This window comes from Methylobacterium guangdongense (assembly GCF_038442355.1).
Lineage (GTDB): Bacteria > Pseudomonadota > Alphaproteobacteria > Rhizobiales > Beijerinckiaceae > Methylobacterium > Methylobacterium guangdongense.
This window is the reverse complement of the sequence record NZ_JBBXMX010000002.1, coordinates 398,129-415,825: the sequence shown is the minus strand read 5'-3', so window position 1 is coordinate 415,825 and position 17,697 is coordinate 398,129. Positions and strand designations below refer to the sequence as shown.

Here is a 17,697-nt window from a genome sequence, read left to right as displayed (position 1 = left end):
CGGTCAAGCCTCAGGCTTGCATACGGATACCGACGACTCAAGGCGACGGAGCAATCCGGCGCCGATCCCGTACCGCGGTGTCGCTGGCGTGGACCGGCCTCTCAAGGGCCTCCGCAGCGCACCGCCCACGAAACAATAGGCTGATCATGGCGACGAAGGCAACGGAACGGGACGAGACGGACGCTGCCCCCGAGCAGCAGACCGACGGGCCGCTCCTCGACCTGACGGATGCTTCGGTCAAGCGGATGGTGAAGCTCGCCAAGAAGCGCGGCTACGTGACCTACGAGGAAGTCAACGAGGTTCTGCCCGAGGGCCAGTCCGATCCGGACCAGCTCGAGGACGTGCTGTCGCAGCTCTCCGAGATGGGCATCAACGTCGTCGAGGCCGAGGAGACCGACGAGGCCGCCGCCGGCGAGAAGGCCGCCGAGGGCGAGGAAGAGGAGGCCGAGGGCGGTGAGGTCGCCGAGGTCGCGCCGGCGCGCGCCGTCGCGGTCGCCACCACCACCAAGGAGCCGACCGACCGCACCGACGATCCGGTGCGCATGTACCTGCGCGAGATGGGCTCGGTGGAGCTCCTGTCCCGCGAGGGCGAGATCGCGATCGCCAAGCGCATCGAGGCCGGCCGCGAGGCGATGATCGCGGGCCTGTGCGAGAGCCCGCTGACCTTCCAGGCGATCATCATCTGGCGCGACGAACTCGTCGAAGGCAAGGTCCTTCTGCGCGACATCATCGATCTCGAGGCGACCTACGCGGGTCCCGACGGCAAGAACGCGCCGCAGATCGCCGAGGGCGAGGAATCCGACGACGGCGAGCCGCCCGCCCCCCCGGAGGGCGGCGACGATGAGGACGACCTCGAGAACAACGTCTCGCTCGCCGCCATGGAGGCGGAGATCAAGCCGCGGGTCCTCGAGACCTTCGATGCGATCGCCGCCAACTACCGCAAGCTGCGCAAGTCCCAGACGGAGGGGACGGAGCGCAAGGCCGCGGGCGGGCAGAACACCCCGGCCCAGGACCAGAAGCAGGCCGAGCTGAAGGACATCGTCGTCGCCGACGTGAAGTCCCTGTCGCTGAACAACAACCGCATCGAGGCGCTGGTCGGCCAGCTCTACTCGATCAACAAGCAGCTGATCGGCCACGAGGGCCGGCTGATGCGCTTCGCCGAGAGCCACGGCGTCGCCCGCGACGAGTTCCTGCGCCACTACCAGGGCTACGAGCTCGATCCGAACTGGATGGAGCGCGTCGGCACGCTGGGCGGCAAGGGCTGGAAGAACCTGGTCGAGAAGGGCTCGAAGCAGGTGACGGAGCTGCGCGCGCAGATCCTCGACCTCGCCTCCGAGACGGGCCTGGAGATCGGCGAGTACCGCCGCATCGTCAACATGGTCCAGAAGGGCGAGCGCGAAGCCCGGCAGGCCAAGAAGGAGATGATCGAGGCGAACCTCCGTCTCGTGATCTCGATCGCCAAGAAGTACACGAACCGCGGCCTGCAGTTCCTGGACCTGATTCAGGAGGGCAACATCGGCCTGATGAAGGCCGTGGACAAGTTCGAGTACCGCCGCGGCTACAAGTTCTCGACCTACGCCACGTGGTGGATCCGGCAGGCGATCACCCGCTCGATCGCCGACCAGGCCCGCACGATCCGCATCCCGGTGCACATGATCGAGACGATCAACAAGATCGTCCGCACCTCGCGCCAGATGCTGCACGAGATCGGCCGCGAGCCGACCCCGGAGGAGCTGGCCGAGAAGCTGGCCATGCCGCTGGAGAAGGTCCGCAAGGTCTTGAAGATCGCCAAGGAGCCGATCTCCCTCGAGACGCCGATCGGCGACGAGGAGGACAGCCATCTCGGCGACTTCATCGAGGACAAGAACGTCGTCCTGCCGATCGACGCGGCGATCCAGAGCAATCTCCGCGAGACCACGACGCGCGTTCTCGCGTCGTTGACCCCGCGCGAGGAACGCGTGCTGCGTATGCGCTTCGGCATCGGCATGAACACCGACCACACCCTCGAAGAGGTCGGCCAGCAGTTCTCGGTGACCCGCGAGCGCATCCGTCAGATCGAGGCGAAGGCCCTGCGCAAGCTGAAGCACCCCTCACGCAGCCGGAAGCTGAGGAGCTTCCTGGACAACTGAGCCCCCGCCGCGGCACGGGCCGCGGCGCCTGCCCTTCGACCGCGCTGCGGCGCGGGAATACATTGGCGCCATGCTCGAACGCCGCCCGCAAACGCCCGGTCTGCCGACGGCCTTCGCGGACGGCACCGAGGCCGATGATGTGCCCTTCGGCGCGATCCAGCCCTCTGTGGGGATCCGCGACTGGCTGCTCGGCGAGGGCGCGCGGCTGGAAAAGGCCGAGGCGATGCTCGAAGGCCTCGCCGAACGGCTGATCGCCATCGGCGTGCCGGTGGACCGGGCCTCGACGGCGATCGACACTCTGCACTCGGAATATGCCGGCGTGGGCCGGATCTGGACGCGGGACGGCGGCACCACGGTCCGGCTGTTCCCGCACGGTGCCCGCTCCACCGCCGCCTATCTCAACAGCCCGTTCCACACGGTCCACGAGACCGGGGAATGGCTGATCCTCGACCTCGCCGAGACGCCGGACGACGCCTACGCGATCATCCCGGACCTGAAGGCCGGCGGCTACACGGCCTATGTCGTGGCACCGCTATTCTTCACCAACGGCACAAAGAACGGCATCACCTTCGCCACCCGGGCGCCGGAGGGGTTCGGAAACGACGACATCGCGATCCTGCGCTTCGTCATGCCGGCGCTCGCCGCCGTGATGGAGATGCGCGTCCTCAACAAGCAGCTCGACCACGTGCTGCGGCTCTATGTCGGCGACGAGCCCCACCGGGCGATCCTGGCCGGCGACATCCGCCGCGGGCAGGTGACGCGGATCCGCTCGGCGATCCTGTTCGCGGACATGCGCGACTACACCCGCACCTCCGCCGACATGTCGCCCGAGGAGGTGGTGGGGCTGCTCAACGTGTTCTTCGATTGCCTCGTCCCGCCGATCGAGCGGGAGGGCGGCGAGGTGCTGAAATATCTCGGCGACGGCCTGCTGGCGATCTTCCGTGAATCCGGGGACGATCTCGGCGGCGCCGCCAAGGGCGCATTGACGGCGGCCCAGCACGCGCTGGCAGCCCTCGACGAGGCGAATGCGCTCCACCAATTCCCGGTGCCGGTGGCGGCCGGCATCGCGCTCCACCACGGCGAGGCCGCCTACGGCAATGTCGGCTCGGGATCCCGGCTCGACTTCACGGTGATCGGCCGCGACGTGAATCTGGCGAGCCGGCTGGCGCAGCTCAACCGCATCCTGGGCGAGCCGCTGCTGATGTCGAAGCCCTTCGTCGACTTCCTCTGGGGTGATCCGATCCCCCTCGGGGAGCACCCGCTCGACGGATTCCGGGAGCCGATGGCGGTGTTCCGGCCGAAATTTCTGCGTCCGCGCAAACCCGACTGAGCCTGTCCCCGGCGTTGGGCCCGGCCGAGGCCGACCCTGCCTCACAGGTGTAGGCTAGGCCCTCAATCGCTCCCATTCGGGCGTCAAGGGTGAACTGTAGGGGGTGTGCCGCAGGCCCCAGACCGGATCGATCATCTTGTTCGCCACCTCGCGGGCCAAGGTGCTGGCGCGGGAGAAGACGTCCTTCGGGATGTTGCTGCGCCCCAAAATCTTCAAGCAGGCATATCCGCACGCGCCGTACTGGCCGATGTGGTAGGCGTTGACGGCGAACTCATCGAGCAATCCGTAATCGTAGACCCAGGGATTCAACGAGATGCCTTCGCTCGGAAGTTCCAGTTCCAGACCCGCCTCGGCGTAGCGGTAGCCCTCCGCGAACCGCTTGCTCTGCCTGCAGAATCGGCTGGCCCCATGGCGCGCTTCCGCCCGGGCCGGAACGACTCCGATGGCGCGCTCGTAGAGGTGCAGCACCGTGTCGGCGGGCTCGCCCACGCGCTCCGCGTTGACGGCGGCCATGAGCAGATTGAAATAGACTTCCTCGTCCCAACCGCCCAGATCGGCCCGCTTCAGAAAGCAGTCGAAGGCTTTCCGGTACTCGCCGGCCGCATCGAAGGTGATCCCGAGGTACATCGTGTACCGGGCGATCATCATGGGATCGGTCTCGACCGCCAGCGCCTGTTCGAGGATGGCGATATCACGTGCATCCGCGGTCTTGTCGTGGTGGCGCGCGCCGTCCTCGCCCCGGCGCATCGCGAGGGGCAGGATCGGCGTCGTGTCGACGCCGGGGCAGGAGAGAAACTCGTGCAGGACACCCCGATAGCGCCAGTTCTTACGGCTGCTGACGAGCTGGTTGCGCCAGTATCGGGTCTGCCTGTCGATGATCTCGAACCGGTACCCGGGCTCACGCAGCTTGGGCATCGTGAACCCGTCCGGGATGATCAGCGTGTCATCGGCGTCGATGATCAGCACGTAGTCCGCGTGGCGCCGCGCGAGCTTCAGGGCCTCGTTTCGGTTCGTGGCGAAATCGACCCAGGGTCGCTCGACGAGAGAGCCCGGCAGATCGGCCATCGCCGTGCGGATGATGTCCTGGGTCCCGTCCGTGGATCCGGTATCCACGATGATCCAGTGATCGATGATCGGCCGGACCGAGTCCAGGCACCGGCGGATGACGTCGGCCTCATCCTTGACGATCATCGATAGACAGATCGTAGGGCCGGCTTTCTTCGTCATCGCATCGTCCTGAACGGCAAATTTTGTCCGGCCGCAATCGTGTCGGCCCATACCACGACCCGTTGGTCGCGCAAATCCGGGGTTTTACATCATTAAAACATCATTATAGTCGCAAAATAAAGCTTAAATATTTATTATAGCAGAATACTTGACCGGATATGTTGAAAAAATTCAGCGTTCCAACGTGTTGATGTGCGCAGATCAGGGCGAGACTATCGCGGGAGGTCGCACCCATCGATCATCACGCCGGCGCTCAACCCCGGAGCGTCATCGTGCTGCCGGCCACGCCGAACTCGCGCAGGCGCCCGAGGAACGACATTCCCAGCAGGCTGGTCGAGAGGAGCCCCCGCGGGATCACCACGGCTTCCACATCCCGCACCGTGATCGCGCCGATCTGCACGACCGCGATCTTGATCGGTGCGACCCGGACCCGGCCGTTCGCCGTGTTCCAGACGCGCGTGAAATCCGCCGGACCGACCCGGATCCCGATCCGCGCGGCGTCCTCCTCGGAGAAGGCGCAGGCGCTCGCCCCGGTATCGACCATCATCGGCAGCGTGCGGCCGTCGAGCAGAACGCTGACGAAGAAATGGCCGTTGCGGCCCGCCTGAAGCGCCACGCCCGCGGGCGCGCTGGCTGCGAGAACCGGCTCCGCCTGCGGCGCGATGAGCAGGGCGGCCGGAGCCGGTCGCAGACCGTCGCGCAGCTTCTGGATGGCGGTCGCCCCCACGAAGCCCAGCGTGCAGACGAGCAGGATTGTACGCACGCCGATCAAGGTCCGAGTGTGGGGGCTGCCGACGGGGGAATGAGACCCCAGGAGCGTGAAGGGATCGTACACGGCCATCGCCGGGACCAGCCTGAGCTCGCCCGTTCCGCTGAGCTTGGTGTCCAGACCGTGACTGCGATCGGCGACTTTTCCCGCGAACACAGGTCCTCACTCCGAAGCGGGGTTGACCCGCGCCCCCCGGGCGACCAAATCTGTGCCTGTTCCAGGGAGATCCCCGGCAAGGGGCTGAGAAACCGCTGGCACGTCCGTCAGGACCTGCGGCGCGGAAATCCTTCGAACCTGATCCGGCTCATACCGGCGTAGGGATTGGACCGCGGCCGCCCGCAGGGCAGGCCACAGCTTCTCACCGAAGCACACGGCCCGATCTCCACGTTGGCACCCTGTGGAGAGACGCGTGTCCCTGGACCGCCCCCTATCACCGATCGGACAACGCCGCGGCCCCGCGGTGACGATCGCGCAGGCCCATCGTCCTGACACCACCGACATCGCGATCGTCGGCGGAGGGCTGATCGGCCTGTCGATCGCGTGGCGGCTCGCCCGCGCCGGCCGCTCCGTCACCGTGCTGGAACGCGAGACGATCGGTGCGGGGGCGAGCCTCGCGGCCACCGGGATGCTGGCGCCGGCCGCCGAGCACGAGCCGGGCTCCGATCCGTTGCTGCCGCTCGCCCTGGACTCGCTCCGGCGCTGGCCGGCCTTCCGCGATGCGCTTGAGGCCGAGTCTGGCCTGTCGATCGACTACCGGGCGGACGGCACGCTGGTCCTGGCCATCGGCCGCGACGAGGTCGAGCGCCTGCGCTTCCGCTACGATCTCCAGCGCCGCTCCGGGCTCGACGCGACGTGGCTGCCGGGCAGCGAGGTCCGGCGCCTGGAGCCCGGACTGCGTCCCTCGGTCACCGCCGGAATCCAGTGCCCGCTGGATCATCAGGTCGATCCGTGCCGCGTGATGGCCGCCCTGGCGGAGGCCTGCCGGTGCGCCGGCGTCACCCTGGTCGAACGGGCCCCGGTGAGCGCCCTCGACTGGACGGGGGGCCGCGTCACGGGCCTGCGCGTCGGGGAACACCGCATACAGGCCGGGACCGTGATCCTGGCCTCCGGCGCCTGGAGCGGGGAGGGCGGGCTGCTGCCCGACACGCTGGCGCTGCCGGTGCGGCCCCTGAAGGGTCAGTCGCTGGCCCTGCGTACCACCGCCCGGACCGGCACGCTCGCCCGGATGGTCTGGACCGAGCAGGTCCACATGGCTCCGAAGAGCGACGGCCAGCTCATCGTTGGCGCCACCGTGGAGGATTGCGGCTTCCGTCCCGGCGTCACCGCGGGCGGGCTCTACGCGCTGCTCGAAGGCGCGCGCCGGGTGCTGCCCGGGATCGAGGAGATGGAGGTGGCCTCCGTCTGGAGCGGCTACCGGCCGACCTCGGACGACGATGCGCCGATCATCGACACGCTGGCGCCCGGGCTCGTCGCCGCCACCGGCCATCACCGCAACGGCTATCTGCTCGCCCCCGTGACCGCCGATGCGGTGGCCGAACTGGTGATGGACGGTGCGCTGCCGGAGGTGGCGCGTTCCTTCACGCGGGCGCGGTTCGCGCGTCCGGAAGAACCCCGGAGGGCCTCGGCATGAAGCTCTTCATCAACGGCGAACCGCGCGAGCGCGACGCCGAGACCGTCGACGCCCTTTTTCGCCAGGAGGCGGAGGAGGGGGGCATCGAGAGCCCGCAGGGCGTCGCCATCGCGCTGAACGGACGGGTGCTGCGCCGCCGGGACTGGGGCGAGACCCCGGTCGCCGAGGGCGACCGCGTCGAGATCGTCCGCGCCATGCAGGGAGGATGAGCATGGACCAGACCGTAACACCGCTGCGCCCCGAGACGGGGATCGACAGCTTCATGATCGCCGGGGTGAGCCTGTCCTCCCGGCTGTTCATCGGCACCGCCGGCTATCCGACGCAGGCGATCATGCGCGACGCGGTCGCGGCGAGCGGGGCCGAGGTGGTGACCGCCTCGATCCGCCGGGTCTCGCTCCAGGGCCACGGCTCGGACACGGTGACACTGCTGAAGGGCAAGCGCTTCCTGCCGAACACCGCCGGCTGCGAGACCGCCCGCGACGCGATCATGACCGCCGAGCTCGCCCGCGAGGCGCTCGACACCAATTGGATCAAGGTCGAGGTGATCGGCGACCGGGAGACGCTCTACCCGGACGTGACCGAGCTGATCGAGGCCTGCCGCCACCTCGTGGACGACGGCTTCGTGGTCCTGCCCTATTGCAACGACGACCCGATCGTCTGCCAGCGCCTGGAGGATCTCGGCTGCGCCGCCGTGATGCCCATGGGCTCGCTGATCGGCTCCGGGATGGGGGTAGCCAACCCGGCCAATCTCGAACTGATCTGCCGCCGGGCCGGCGTGCCGGTGGTGGTCGATGCCGGGATTGGCACCGCCTCGGATGCGGTGATCGCCATGGAACTCGGCGCCTCCGCCTGCCTGATCAACACGGCGGTCGCCAAGGCCGACGACCCGGTGCGCATGGCCCGCGCCATGGGCCGAGCCGTGGAGGCCGGTCGCGATGCCTATCTGGCCGGGCGGATCCCCCGCCGCGGCCGGGCCGAGCCGTCGAGCCCGCAGCTCGGCCTCGTCGGCTCGTGAGGACGTTGCCGTCGCCGCTCCTGGCGGTGACGGACCGGCACGGCCGCGCGCGGCCGCTTACCGAGACCGTGCAGGCGATCGTGGAGGGCGGCGGGCGCTGGATCTGGTTCCGCGACCGCGACCTGGAGCCGGAGGCGCGGCTTCGCCTCGGTGAGGCTGTGGCTGCGTGCGTGCGGGCGGCAGGCGGATTTCTGACGGTCGGGGGCGATGTCGCCCTGGCCCGGGTGCTCGGCGCCGATGGGCTCCATCTCGGCGGCGGATCGGGCCCGGAGGCGATCGCGGCGGCGCGGGAGGCGCTGGGGGCGGGGGCGCTGATCGGCGTCTCGGCCCACGCGCCGCATGAGGTCGCGCAGGCCGCCAAGGCCGGCGCCGACTACGTGACGCTCAGCCCGATCTTTCCGACGGCGAGCAAGCCGGGCTACGGGCCGGCCCTCGGTCCCGAAGGCATCGTCGCCGCGCGGAGGTTCGGCCTTCCCGTCGTGGGGCTCGGTGGGATCGACCCTGCCCGGATCGCGGAATGCCATGCGGCCGGCGCAGCGGGAGTCGCCGTCATGGGCGGCTTGATGCGGACTGGCGATCCGGCCGCAGCCGCGCAGGCCCTATTGGAGGCCTGGGGGTACCAAGTCTCGTGCGATCCGGATGGTAAAGGTCCCGCACAACGGGGATCCCATCCATACCCCTCATCCTGAGGTGCCCGCGTCAGCGGGCCTCGAAGGAGGGCTCCAGGGATCCGGGTGCGATCTGGAGGTCTCCTTCGAGGCCTCCGCTGCGCTCCGGCACCTCAGGATGAGGGGGGATGGATGGGATAACGCGCACGGTATGAACCAGCCGTCGCGACGGAGGTACGGATCCCTACTTCTCAGAAGGCCCATAGGGCGGCCGCGGGATCGCCCGGTGCGCGGCCCGCAGGGCCGCCGACCAGCGCTCGCGCAGATCATGAAAATAACCCTCGCCGGCCTCGATCCGGTGGTTCACCTCCGTGGTGAGGGCGTTCCGACGCGCCACCGCGATATCGATCGGCAGGCCCACCCCGAGATTCGACCGCATGGTCGAGTCCATCGAGACGAGGCTCACCTTCAGGGCGTCGTACAGGTCGGTCCGGTAGGTCACCGCCCGGTCGAGGATCGGCTTGCCGTATTTGTGCTCGCCGATCTGGAGGAACGGCGCGTCCATGCTGCACTCGATGAAGTTGCCGGCGGAGTAGATCAGGTACAGCCGCATGTCGCCGGTGCCGATCTGGCCGCCGAACAGCAGCGAGATCGAGAACCGGATGTTGGCCGCCTCGAACCCGTCCTTCTCGATCATCCGGACCCGGCGGATCGCCCGGCCGATGATCTGCGCCGCCTGGAACATGGTCGGCGCTTCGACCAGCCGCTGGGGCGGCTCGTCGTCCTCGCCGGGGACGCCCTCCTGCAGCAGGCTCAGGACCGATTGGGTGATCGACAGGTTGCCGGCTGAAGCCAGCATCATCACCCGCTCGCCCGGCACGTTGAAGTGGTGGAGCTTGCGGTAGGTCGAGATGTCGTCGAGCCCCGCATTGGTGCGGGTGTCGGCGACCATCACGAGCCCCTCCTCGACAAGAACACCGACGCAGTAGGTCATCGTCTTCGGGCTCTCGTGCGGCCGGGGCCGGTTTCGCGGGAATCAGGACTGGATCGCGGCCCTGCCTTGCTCGACGCGAAGCTTCACGTCCAGTGTCTCGGTGCCGCCGCCGGTGCGGCTGCCGCGGATCGGCGCGGCACCGAGATAGTCGAGCCCGGTGGCGACGCGGATGTAGCTGTCGGACGGGCTCATCCCGAAGCACGGATCGAACGCGACCCAGCCGAGATCCGGCACCAGGGCCTCGGCCCAGCCATGCGGCGCTTCGACCGCTGCTTGGCCGTCGTCCCGGGCGCGGTAGCCCGCCACGTAGCGCGCCGGGATGCCGATATGCCGCGCCGCCGCGATGAAGACATGTGTCAGGTCCTGGCAGATGCCACGCCCCGCAGCAAAGGCCGTGCCGGCCGGGACGGCGTTCGCGGCCGGACCGGGTTCGAACGCCACCGCCTCCGGGATCGCGTCCATGAGGCGATGGAGCAGCGCCAGCGGCGCACCGTCACCCTCCGTGGCAATACGCTCGGCGAAGATATGCAGCTCCGGGCTCGCCGCGCAGAGATCCGTGTCGCGCAAGTAGAAGGGATCCGGCAGGCGCTCGACCGTGCCGCGCACGACCCCCTGGGTGTCCTCGGTGTCGACAGCGCCGGTGACCCGGATGGTCAGGGCCTCGGCGGGCTCGTCCGGGGTGAACCAGTGGACGATGTTGCCGAACCCGTCCTCCCGGGCGGTCAGGCGCCCGTCGACCGTGGTGTCGATTCGCCAGTTCCGGACATACTGCCCGTCATGGTCCCGCGGCGTCATGCGCAGGACCTGTACGAGCCCGCGGGCGGGCTGCTCGTAGGTGTAGATGGTCTCGTGGACCACGCGGATGCGCATGCGCCGTCCTGTCCGTCTCGTTCAGCCGACCAGATACTGCTTCACGATGGCCTCGCCCACCCCGTTGTTCTCGGCGATGAAGGCCTCGACGAATTCGTGCAGGCCCGAGGCGAAGATCCGGTTGATGTCCTCACCCTCGAGCTTGGCCAGCATGTTGCCCGCGAGCCGCTGGCTCGGTCCCCGGCGGCCGTAGGCGTCGGCGATCAGGTCGAGATATTCCACGATCACACCGTAGCAGTTCGCGAAGGAGCGCGGCATCTGCTTGTTGAGCATCAGCAGGTCGGCCACCAGCACCGGCTTGATGCTCTCGCGATAGACCCAGTGATAGGCGTTGAAGGCCGAGACCTCGCGCAGGATCGTGGTCCACTGGAAGTAATCGAGACTGCCGCCGATCTTCTCGTCGTGCGGCAGGAGGATCTGGTACTTCACGTCGAGGATGCGGGCGGTGTTGTCGGCCCGCTCGATCGCGGTGCCGAGCCGCGTGAACCAGAAGGCGTCGTTGCGCAGCATCGTGCGGAAGGCCGAGCCGTCGAAGGTCAGCGAGACGGTCTTCACCCAGTCGAGGAAGCGGCCGAACTCGTCGCGGTTCAGGTCCTTGCCGGCGTAGTTGCGCAGTTCCAGCCACGCGCCGTTGATCGCGTCCCACATCTCGGTGGTGAGCGCCGTGCGCACCGAGCGGGCGTTCTCCCGGGCCGCCTCGATACAGGACCGGATCGAGGAGGGGTTATGCGCGCTGAAGGCCAGGAAGTCGCAGACCGTGTCGGCGTTGATCACGCTGTAATGCGTCTTGAACGCATCCGGGTCGCCGGCCGAGGCGAGGGCGGATTCCCACTCGTTGCCCTCGCCGCCGCCGTAGCTCGTCGGCAGCGAGGCGAAGCGGTGCGCCGCGTCGAGGATGCGCGCCACGAAATCGGCGCGCTCGACGTAGCGCGAGAGCCAGAAGAGGTTGTCGGCGGTCCTGGAGAGCATCGGTCTTCAGCCAAGTTTCAGCGGCGTCGTGCGGACCACGATGTCCGCGCCTCGGAGGGTCCGGGGAGCGTGGGCTTCAGGCGTCGAGCACCCAGGTGTCCTTCGTACCACCGCCCTGGCTGGAATTGACCACCAGGGAGCCCTCCTTGAGCGCCACCCGGGTCAGGCCGCCCGGCACGATGCGGATCTGGTCGGCGCCGCACAGCACGAAGGGCCGCAGATCGACGTGCCGGGGCGCGACGCCCGAGGCCACGAAGGTCGGGCAGGTCGAGAGCGAGAGCGTCGGCTGGGCGATGAAGCCGTCCGGGGCGTGCTTCAACTTCTTAGCGAAGTCGTCGATCTCGCGCTTGCTGGCGTGCGGTCCGACCAGCATGCCGTAGCCGCCCGAGCCGTTGACCTCCTTCACGACGAGGTCGGACAGGTTGTCCATCACGTACGCGAAGGCGTCCTTCTCGCGGCAGCGATAGGTCGGCACGTTGTGCAGGATCGGCTCCTCGCCGGTGAAGAACTTCACGATCTCCGGCATGTAGCTGTAGACGGCCTTGTCGTCTGAGATGCCGGTGCCGACCGCGTTGGCGAGGGTGACCGAGCCGCGCTCGTAGGCGTTCATCAGGCCCGGCACGCCGAGGACCGAGTCCGGCCGGAAGACCAGCGGGTCCAGGAAGTCGTCGTCGAGGCGGCGGTAGATGACGTCGACCTTCCGCGGTCCCTCGGTGGTGCGCATGTAGACCACGTCGTCGCGGGTGAAGAGGTCGGAGGCCTCCACCAGCTCGACGCCGAGCTTGTCGGCCAGGAACGAGTGTTCGTAGAAGGCCGAATTGTAGCGCCCGGGGGTCAGCAGCACGACCGTGGGATCCCGGGTGGCCGAGCCCGGCGCGAGGCTGCGGAGCGTTGCGAGCAGCGCGTCCGGATAGTTCTCGACCGGCGCGACCCGGTGCTTGGAGAACAGGTCCGGGAACAGGCGCAGCATCACCTCCCGGTTCTCCAGCATGTAGGAGACGCCGGACGGGATGCGGGCGTTGTCTTCCAATACAAAGAAATCGTTCTCGCCGGTGCGCACGATGTCGATGCCGGCGATGTGGACGTAGAGGTCGTGCGGCACCCGGAACGAGCGCATCTCCATGCGGTAATGGGCGTTCCGGTAGACGAGGTCGGCCGGGATGATGCCGGCCTTGATGCATTCCTGCGCGCCGTAGATGTCCTTCAGGAACAGGTTGATGGCGGTGACCCGCTGCTTCAGCCCACGCTCCAGGAACGCCCATTCCGGCTTGGTGATCACCCGCGGGATGATGTCGAAGGGGATCAGGCGCTCGGTCGATTCGTTGTCGCCGTAGACCGCGAAGGTGATGCCGATCCGGCGGAACAGCAATTCGGCCTGGCTGCGGCGGGTGTTGAAATGCTCGGGCGGCGTCGCGTCGAGCCACGCCTTGAGCTGGCCGTAGGCGTCGCGGATCGCGGCCGGATCGGCGCTGGTGCCGAGCCCGTTCATCTCGTCGAAGGCCGTCGCCATCCCACTCCTCCCTTACGCTCCCGCTTCTGAGGCAAGAGGCGCGCCATGCCGACAGGGCTATAGGCCTGCGCGATAACGCTCAAGGCGGTCGAAGGATCAGATCAGCTTCAGGCCTTTCAGGCTGGCATGTCCGTTTCGCCCCAGGATGACATGATCGTGCACGACGATCTTGAGGGGCGTCAGAACGGCGATGACCTCACGCGTCATCGCCACGTCGGCCGAGGAGGGGGCCGGATCGCCGGACGGGTGGTTGTGGGCCAGGATGATGGCGGTGGCCGAGAGTTCCAGGGCCCGCCGGGCGACCTCGCGGGGATAGACCGGCGTGTGATCGACCGTCCCGCGGCCCTGGACCTCATCGGCGATGAGCTGATTGCGCTTGTCGAGGAACAGGATGCGGAATTCCTCCCGCGGCGCGAACGCCATGGTGGCGCGCAGATACTCGTGGAGCGCCCCCCACGAGCTGAGGAGCTCGCGCGCGCGGATCGCCCCCCGGGCGAGGCGCCGCCCGGCGGCCTCGATCACCTTCAGATCGGAGGCCACGCCGGCGCTGACGCCCGGCACCTCCATCAGCCGCGCGGGCTCGGCGCTCAACACCTCGGCGAAGCTGCCGAACCGGGCGACCAGCGCCTTGGCGAGCGGCTTCACGTCCCGGCGGGGGATCGCCCGGAACAGGACCAGCTCGAGCAGTTCGTAATCCGGCAGCGCATCGCCCCCCGCCGCCGCGAACTTCTCGCGCAGCCGGTCGCGGTGGCCGTGATAGTGCGGCGCGTCCTTGCTGAGCGACGCGGCCTCGGCGCTGTCGGCGAACAGCCCCGCCTCGGCGTCCTCCGGCAGCGGCGGCATCAGCGATCAGGCGGCGGGGTTGATGGGCTGGTGCAGCCCCTTCGGCGAGATCGTGAAGATCTCCACGCCCGTCTCGGTGACCGCCACCGTGTGCTCGAACTGCGCGGAGAGCGACCGGTCGCGGGTGACGGCGGTCCAGCCGTCGCCCAGCACCTTCACGGACGGACGTCCGAGATTGATCATCGGCTCGACCGTGAAGAACTGGCCGGGCTTGAACGGCACGTCGTAGCTCGCCTCGACGTAGTGCAGGATCGTCGGCGCATCGTGATAGGTGCGCCCTAGGCCGTGGCCGCAGAAATCCCGCACCACCGAGCAGCGCTCGCTCTCCGCATAGGCCTGGATCGCCCGGCCGATATCGTTGGTGGAGCCACCGGGCTTCACCGCCGCGACGCCGCGCATCAACGCCTCGTAGGTGATCTCGCAGAGGCGCTGCGCCTTGCGGGGCACCTCGCCGACATAGGCCATCCGGCTCGAATCGCCGTGCCAGCCGTCGAGGATCAGGCAGATGTCGAGGTTGACGATGTCGCCCTCGCGCAGGGGCTTGTCGTTCGGGATGCCGTGGCAGACCACGTGGTTGATCGAGGTGCAGATCGACTTCGGATAGCCGCGATAGAGCAGCGAGGCCGGGTAGGCGCCATGATCCATGGCGAATTCGTAGGCGAGCTTGTCGAGGGCCTCGGTGGTGACGCCGGGCTGCGTCGCCTCCATGAGCAGATCGAGGGCCTCGGCCGTGAGGCGCCCCGCGCGGCGCATGCCTTCGAAGCCCTCCGGGCCGTGGATCGGAGGCTCGGGGGCGCGGCGCGTCCCCTGCGCGGTAACCTGTTCCTGCTGCATGGCGTGACTTTTCGCGGCGTCATCAATCGGGCGTGCGCCTTATGTACGGTGCGCGGCGCGGCAGGCCAAGCGGCGTCCCACACGGACGGGGGCGAGGCTTGCGCCGGCCGCGGGGCTGGCGGCATAAGCGGCCGCGAGGCGCCCGGGGGCGCGCGGGCAGATTCGCCGCGCGGTCGGTTGCGGGTCAGGCGAGGGCCGGATGGCAGGCAAGGCGGTACCCCACTTCCACAACGAGCCGGGCGTGCCGGTGGTCGCCGTGGGCGTGAAGGAGTTCATGTGCATCGGCGCGCTGCCGCCGTTCGACCATCCGCACGTCTTCCTCGACATGGGCGCGGACACCGAGATCATCTGCCAGTACTGCTCGACGCTCTACCGCTACCGCGCCGGGCTGAAGCCGGATCAGGCGGATCCGCAGGCCTGCGTCTGGCAGGACGACGCCAAGCTCGCCGCGGAGTAGGCGCGACGGCCGTGTCCTCCGAGAATCGAGCCCTGCGGATCGGAATCGTCGGGGCCGGGATCGGCGGCCTGACGGCGGCCCTGGCGCTGTCCGATGCCGGCCATGCCGTGACGGTGATCGAGCGCCGCACCGGCTTCAGCGAGGTCGGGGCGGGGATCCAGATCTCGCCCAACGCCAGCCGGGTGCTCACCGCCCTCGGCCTCTCGGCGGCCCTGCACCGGGCCGCGAGCGAGCCCCCCGGCGTCACGGTGCGCGCCCTCGACAGCGGCCGCCGCCTCGGCGGCGTCGCCCTCGGGGCCGACGCGCAGACGCAGTTCGGGGCGCCCTATTACGTGATCCACCGGGCCGACCTGCAGACCCTGCTGCTCGACGCCCTGCGGGGCCGCCCGGCGATCCGCCTGATGATGGGCCGCGCGGTCACGGACTTCACCGAGACCGAGGCTGCGGTGCAGCTCGTCGCCGAGGGGGCGAGCGGCACGCAGGATCTGGCCTTCGATCTCCTGATCGGGGCCGACGGGATCCGCTCGCGCCTGCGCGGGCGGCTCGATCGGGCACCGCTGCGGCCGGGCCATGCGGCGGCGTGGCGGGCCCTCGTGCCGATCGACGCGGCGCCGGAGGCTTTGCGCGGGCCGGCCACGGGCCTGTGGCTCGGCCGGAACCGGCACGTGGTGCATTACCCGGTGCGGGACGCGCAGTATCTCAACGTCGTGGCGATCGTGCCCGAGGCGGTGGGCGACGAGGGCTGGGGCCGGCTCGGCGAGCCCGCGGTCCTGCGGAAATTCTTCCGCCCCTGCGCCGAGCCGCTGCGCGACCTCCTGGCCGTGCCGGATTCCTGGCTGGTCTGGTCGCTCGCCGACCGGGCGGCGGCGCGCCCGCTCGCCCGCGGACGGGTCGCGCTGGTCGGTGACGCGGCGCATCCCATCCTGCCCTATCTCGCGCAGGGGTCGGCGCTCGCCATCGAGGATGCCGCGGTGCTGACGCACGCGCTGGCGACCCATCCGGGCGTGCCGGCGGCGCTCGCCGCCTACGCAGCGCAGCGGTCGGCCCGGGTCCGGCGGGTCCAGAAGGCGGCCCGCGCCAACGGCCGCACCTACCACGCCCGGGGCCTCGTGGCGTTCGCGCGCAACGCCGTAATGGCCCGCCTCGGCCCGGACGGCATGCGCGACCGCTACGCCTGGCTCTACGGGTGGACGCCGCCGGCTTGATCGCGGGGGCGCCCCCGGCTACCGAGGGCGCGATGCGGACGTGGCGGAACCGGTAGACGCACGAGACTTAAAATCTTGCGGCCGCAAGGCCGTGCGGGTTCGAGTCCCGCCGTCCGCACCAGCATCGTCGCGCGAGGGATCGTCCGCGCAGATGCCGGTCCGTTGCATTTGAGCGATCATCTCAACCCGCCTGCAGGATGACCCCGGCACAATCATCGGCCGGAGGTTCCGCATGATCGACGCCCTTCAGACCGCCTTCACCGGCATGGCCCGCGCCACCGACCGCCTCGGTGCCGCCGCCCAGACTATCGCGTCCGCCGGAGCGCCCGTCTCCGGCACCACCCTGGAGCCTGCCGCGCAGGTGGACCTGTCGGGCGCCGCCGTCGAGCTGCTCGGGGCCAAATCCGCCTTCGCGCTGAACGCCGCCGTGGCGCGGACCGCCGACCGGATGACCGGCCAGCTCCTCGACATCAACGCCTGAGCGCCGGCAGCGCCAGGGCGGCCAGGATCGCGGCCGCCGCGAACAGCAGGGCGACGCCGACGGCGCGGTAGGCGATCACGCCCACCAGCCCGCCCGCGAGGAACGACCCGACCGTCAGCAGATGCAGCTGCAGCCGCACCGGATCGTGGGCCTTGAGCGGCACCCGGTCGGGCGCGCCGCGGTCGAGCCATCGCGCCAGCTCGATGCCGATATCGGTGACCATGCCGGTGACGTGGGTGGTGCGCACCCGCGCCTCGGAGATCTTGGTCACCGCGGCGTTCTGGAGGCCCATCGTGAAGCTCAGGCCCAGCACGAGGGCGTGTCCCCGGAGCGGCTCAGCGAGGGGCAGGGCCACGAGCCCGAGCACGACGAGGCACAACGCCTCCGCGCAGACGCTGTAGGCGTGGGAGCCCCGGACCGACTTGCGGCGGCGGTAGCGGATCAGCAGCGTCGAGGTCGCGGAGCCCAGCACGAACAGCAGGACCAGCAACAAAGCTTCCGCCGCCAGCGCGAAGTCACCCGTGCCGGTCCGGTCGGAGATCGCCGAGACGTTCCCGGTCATGTTCGAGGCGTAGAGGCCGACCGCGTAGAACCCCGCGGTATTCAGCGCGCCGGCAACCGCCGCCAAGGACAGGCCGAGCTTCCGGTCGGCTTCGGGGGTGCGCGTTATGCCTTCGTGGACCAGCATCGAATCGTCTCGCGGCGCGGGCGTTGAACCAACGGTTCACGCCCGGCGCATTCGGCTCCGCGTTCGCTTCGGTTGAGAGCGCTTTAGAGCGGCTTCCGACCGCGGTGCAATCGGGAACCGCTCCGCGCCCGCCTCAGC

18 protein-coding genes, 1 tRNA gene and 1 riboswitch are annotated in these 17,697 nt (G+C 69.2%); of the genes, 10 read left to right on the top strand and 9 right to left on the bottom strand.

The features are described from left to right. Positions 1 to 146 precede the first annotated feature (146 nt). Together rpoD and AAHG09_RS05810 are read left to right on the top strand one after the other, a co-directional pair. Complete coding sequence (gene rpoD / locus AAHG09_RS05815) at positions 147 to 2,129, top strand: RNA polymerase sigma factor RpoD (RefSeq protein WP_342105969.1); 1,983 nt, start codon at positions 147 to 149, stop codon at positions 2,127 to 2,129. 70 nt (positions 2,130 to 2,199) lie between these two features. Continuing rightward, positions 2,200 to 3,459 carry an adenylate/guanylate cyclase domain-containing protein gene (locus AAHG09_RS05810; RefSeq protein WP_342105968.1) on the top strand — a complete coding sequence of 420 codons (1,260 nt, stop codon included), beginning with the start codon at positions 2,200 to 2,202 and terminating at the stop codon, positions 3,457 to 3,459. A gap of 54 nt (positions 3,460 to 3,513) precedes the next feature. Here the strand turns inward: AAHG09_RS05810 and AAHG09_RS05805 are convergent, their stop codons facing one another. Together AAHG09_RS05805 and AAHG09_RS05800 are read right to left on the bottom strand one after the other, a co-directional pair. Beyond that, the gene (locus AAHG09_RS05805) at positions 3,514 to 4,650 is read right to left on the bottom strand and encodes a glycosyltransferase (protein ID WP_342105967.1); all 1,137 of its coding nucleotides are present in this window, start codon (positions 4,648 to 4,650) and stop codon (positions 3,514 to 3,516) included. A gap of 289 nt (positions 4,651 to 4,939) precedes the next feature. Further along, positions 4,940 to 5,449, bottom strand: coding sequence for a TIGR02281 family clan AA aspartic protease (locus tag AAHG09_RS05800; RefSeq protein WP_342105966.1), 510 nt, complete (start codon positions 5,447 to 5,449; stop codon positions 4,940 to 4,942). 216 nt (positions 5,450 to 5,665) lie between these two features. After that, a riboswitch (TPP riboswitch) is annotated at positions 5,666 to 5,794 on the top strand. Between the two features lie 70 nt (positions 5,795 to 5,864). Between AAHG09_RS05800 and thiO the strand changes: the two genes are divergently transcribed. The 4 genes from thiO to AAHG09_RS05780 are packed head-to-tail and all read left to right on the top strand — an operon-like array spanning position 5,865 to position 8,789. Further along, on the top strand, positions 5,865 to 7,085 hold the full coding sequence (thiO, locus tag AAHG09_RS05795) for a glycine oxidase ThiO (protein WP_412759992.1): 1,221 nt from the start codon (positions 5,865 to 5,867) through the stop codon (positions 7,083 to 7,085). Next, on the top strand, positions 7,082 to 7,294 hold the full coding sequence (gene thiS / locus AAHG09_RS05790) for a sulfur carrier protein ThiS (protein ID WP_160535041.1): 213 nt from the start codon (positions 7,082 to 7,084) through the stop codon (positions 7,292 to 7,294). The genes thiO and thiS overlap by 4 nt, the downstream gene beginning before the upstream one ends. A 2-nt stretch (positions 7,295 to 7,296) precedes the next feature. Further along, on the top strand, positions 7,297 to 8,100 hold the full coding sequence (gene thiG, locus AAHG09_RS05785; protein WP_342105965.1) for a thiazole synthase: 804 nt from the start codon (positions 7,297 to 7,299) through the stop codon (positions 8,098 to 8,100). Continuing rightward, a complete protein-coding gene (locus tag AAHG09_RS05780; protein WP_342105964.1) occupies positions 8,097 to 8,789 on the top strand; it encodes a thiamine phosphate synthase in 693 nt (230 codons plus the stop codon). The genes thiG and AAHG09_RS05780 overlap by 4 nt, the downstream gene beginning before the upstream one ends. A gap of 163 nt (positions 8,790 to 8,952) precedes the next feature. On the opposite strand, the gene AAHG09_RS05775 is transcribed toward AAHG09_RS05780, so the two are convergent. The 6 genes from AAHG09_RS05775 to map all read right to left on the bottom strand — a co-directional run bounded on the left by AAHG09_RS05775 (position 8,953) and on the right by map (position 14,728). Beyond that, a complete protein-coding gene (locus tag AAHG09_RS05775) occupies positions 8,953 to 9,702 on the bottom strand; it encodes a peptidase (RefSeq protein WP_342105963.1) in 750 nt (249 codons plus the stop codon). Positions 9,703 to 9,744: 42 nt separating this feature from the next. Then, complete coding sequence (locus tag AAHG09_RS05770) at positions 9,745 to 10,572, bottom strand: transglutaminase family protein (RefSeq protein WP_342105962.1); 828 nt, start codon at positions 10,570 to 10,572, stop codon at positions 9,745 to 9,747. Between the two features lie 21 nt (positions 10,573 to 10,593). Beyond that, positions 10,594 to 11,541, bottom strand: coding sequence for an alpha-E domain-containing protein (locus AAHG09_RS05765; RefSeq protein ID WP_342105961.1), 948 nt, complete (start codon positions 11,539 to 11,541; stop codon positions 10,594 to 10,596). 76 nt (positions 11,542 to 11,617) lie between these two features. Next, positions 11,618 to 13,051: a circularly permuted type 2 ATP-grasp protein gene (locus tag AAHG09_RS05760; RefSeq protein WP_342105959.1), complete on the bottom strand. Its 1,434-nt coding sequence runs from the start codon at positions 13,049 to 13,051 to the stop codon at positions 11,618 to 11,620. 96 nt (positions 13,052 to 13,147) lie between these two features. Beyond that, a complete protein-coding gene (gene radC, locus AAHG09_RS05755) occupies positions 13,148 to 13,894 on the bottom strand; it encodes a RadC family protein (RefSeq protein ID WP_342105957.1) in 747 nt (248 codons plus the stop codon). Positions 13,895 to 13,900: 6 nt separating this feature from the next. Then, on the bottom strand, positions 13,901 to 14,728 hold the full coding sequence (gene map / locus AAHG09_RS05750) for a type I methionyl aminopeptidase (RefSeq protein WP_342105956.1): 828 nt from the start codon (positions 14,726 to 14,728) through the stop codon (positions 13,901 to 13,903). Between the two features lie 199 nt (positions 14,729 to 14,927). On the opposite strand from map, the gene AAHG09_RS05745 reads away from it, so the two are divergent. The 4 genes from AAHG09_RS05745 to AAHG09_RS05730 all read left to right on the top strand — a co-directional run bounded on the left by AAHG09_RS05745 (position 14,928) and on the right by AAHG09_RS05730 (position 16,871). Beyond that, the gene (locus tag AAHG09_RS05745) at positions 14,928 to 15,185 is read left to right on the top strand and encodes a zinc-finger domain-containing protein (RefSeq protein ID WP_160535051.1); all 258 of its coding nucleotides are present in this window, start codon (positions 14,928 to 14,930) and stop codon (positions 15,183 to 15,185) included. A gap of 11 nt (positions 15,186 to 15,196) precedes the next feature. Then, positions 15,197 to 16,390: an FAD-dependent monooxygenase gene (locus AAHG09_RS05740; protein ID WP_342105954.1), complete on the top strand. Its 1,194-nt coding sequence runs from the start codon at positions 15,197 to 15,199 to the stop codon at positions 16,388 to 16,390. A gap of 34 nt (positions 16,391 to 16,424) precedes the next feature. Next, a tRNA-Leu gene (locus tag AAHG09_RS05735) sits at positions 16,425 to 16,511 on the top strand. A 111-nt stretch (positions 16,512 to 16,622) separates the two neighbouring features. After that, positions 16,623 to 16,871, top strand: coding sequence for a flagellar basal body rod C-terminal domain-containing protein (locus tag AAHG09_RS05730; RefSeq protein ID WP_342105953.1), 249 nt, complete (start codon positions 16,623 to 16,625; stop codon positions 16,869 to 16,871). Here AAHG09_RS05730 and AAHG09_RS05725 read toward each other — a convergent pair. Continuing rightward, positions 16,861 to 17,559 (bottom strand): YoaK family protein, encoded by a 699-nt coding sequence (locus tag AAHG09_RS05725; protein WP_342105952.1) that lies wholly within the window; start codon positions 17,557 to 17,559, stop codon positions 16,861 to 16,863. The two genes, AAHG09_RS05730 and AAHG09_RS05725, sit on opposite strands and share 11 nt — an antisense overlap. Positions 17,560 to 17,697 lie beyond the last annotated feature (138 nt).

Bases quoted from the DNA above. Each gene is read 5' to 3' on its own strand.
- rpoD (WP_342105969.1), top strand. From the start codon at position 147: ATGGCGACGAAGGCAACGGAACGGGACGAGACGGACGCTGCCCCCGAG.
- AAHG09_RS05810 (WP_342105968.1), top strand. From the start codon at position 2,200: ATGCTCGAACGCCGCCCGCAAACGCCCGGTCTGCCGACGGCCTTCGCG.
- AAHG09_RS05805 (WP_342105967.1), bottom strand. From the start codon at position 4,650: ATGATCGTCAAGGATGAGGCCGACGTCATCCGCCGGTGCCTGGACTCG.
- thiS (WP_160535041.1), top strand. From the start codon at position 7,082: ATGAAGCTCTTCATCAACGGCGAACCGCGCGAGCGCGACGCCGAGACC.
- thiG (WP_342105965.1), top strand. From the start codon at position 7,297: ATGGACCAGACCGTAACACCGCTGCGCCCCGAGACGGGGATCGACAGC.
- AAHG09_RS05775 (WP_342105963.1), bottom strand. From the start codon at position 9,702: ATGACCTACTGCGTCGGTGTTCTTGTCGAGGAGGGGCTCGTGATGGTC.
- AAHG09_RS05770 (WP_342105962.1), bottom strand. From the start codon at position 10,572: ATGCGCATCCGCGTGGTCCACGAGACCATCTACACCTACGAGCAGCCC.
- AAHG09_RS05765 (WP_342105961.1), bottom strand. From the start codon at position 11,541: ATGCTCTCCAGGACCGCCGACAACCTCTTCTGGCTCTCGCGCTACGTC.
- AAHG09_RS05760 (WP_342105959.1), bottom strand. From the start codon at position 13,051: ATGGCGACGGCCTTCGACGAGATGAACGGGCTCGGCACCAGCGCCGAT.
- radC (WP_342105957.1), bottom strand. From the start codon at position 13,894: ATGCCGCCGCTGCCGGAGGACGCCGAGGCGGGGCTGTTCGCCGACAGC.
- map (WP_342105956.1), bottom strand. From the start codon at position 14,728: ATGCAGCAGGAACAGGTTACCGCGCAGGGGACGCGCCGCGCCCCCGAG.
- AAHG09_RS05745 (WP_160535051.1), top strand. From the start codon at position 14,928: ATGGCAGGCAAGGCGGTACCCCACTTCCACAACGAGCCGGGCGTGCCG.
- AAHG09_RS05730 (WP_342105953.1), top strand. From the start codon at position 16,623: ATGATCGACGCCCTTCAGACCGCCTTCACCGGCATGGCCCGCGCCACC.
- AAHG09_RS05725 (WP_342105952.1), bottom strand. From the start codon at position 17,559: ATGCTGGTCCACGAAGGCATAACGCGCACCCCCGAAGCCGACCGGAAG.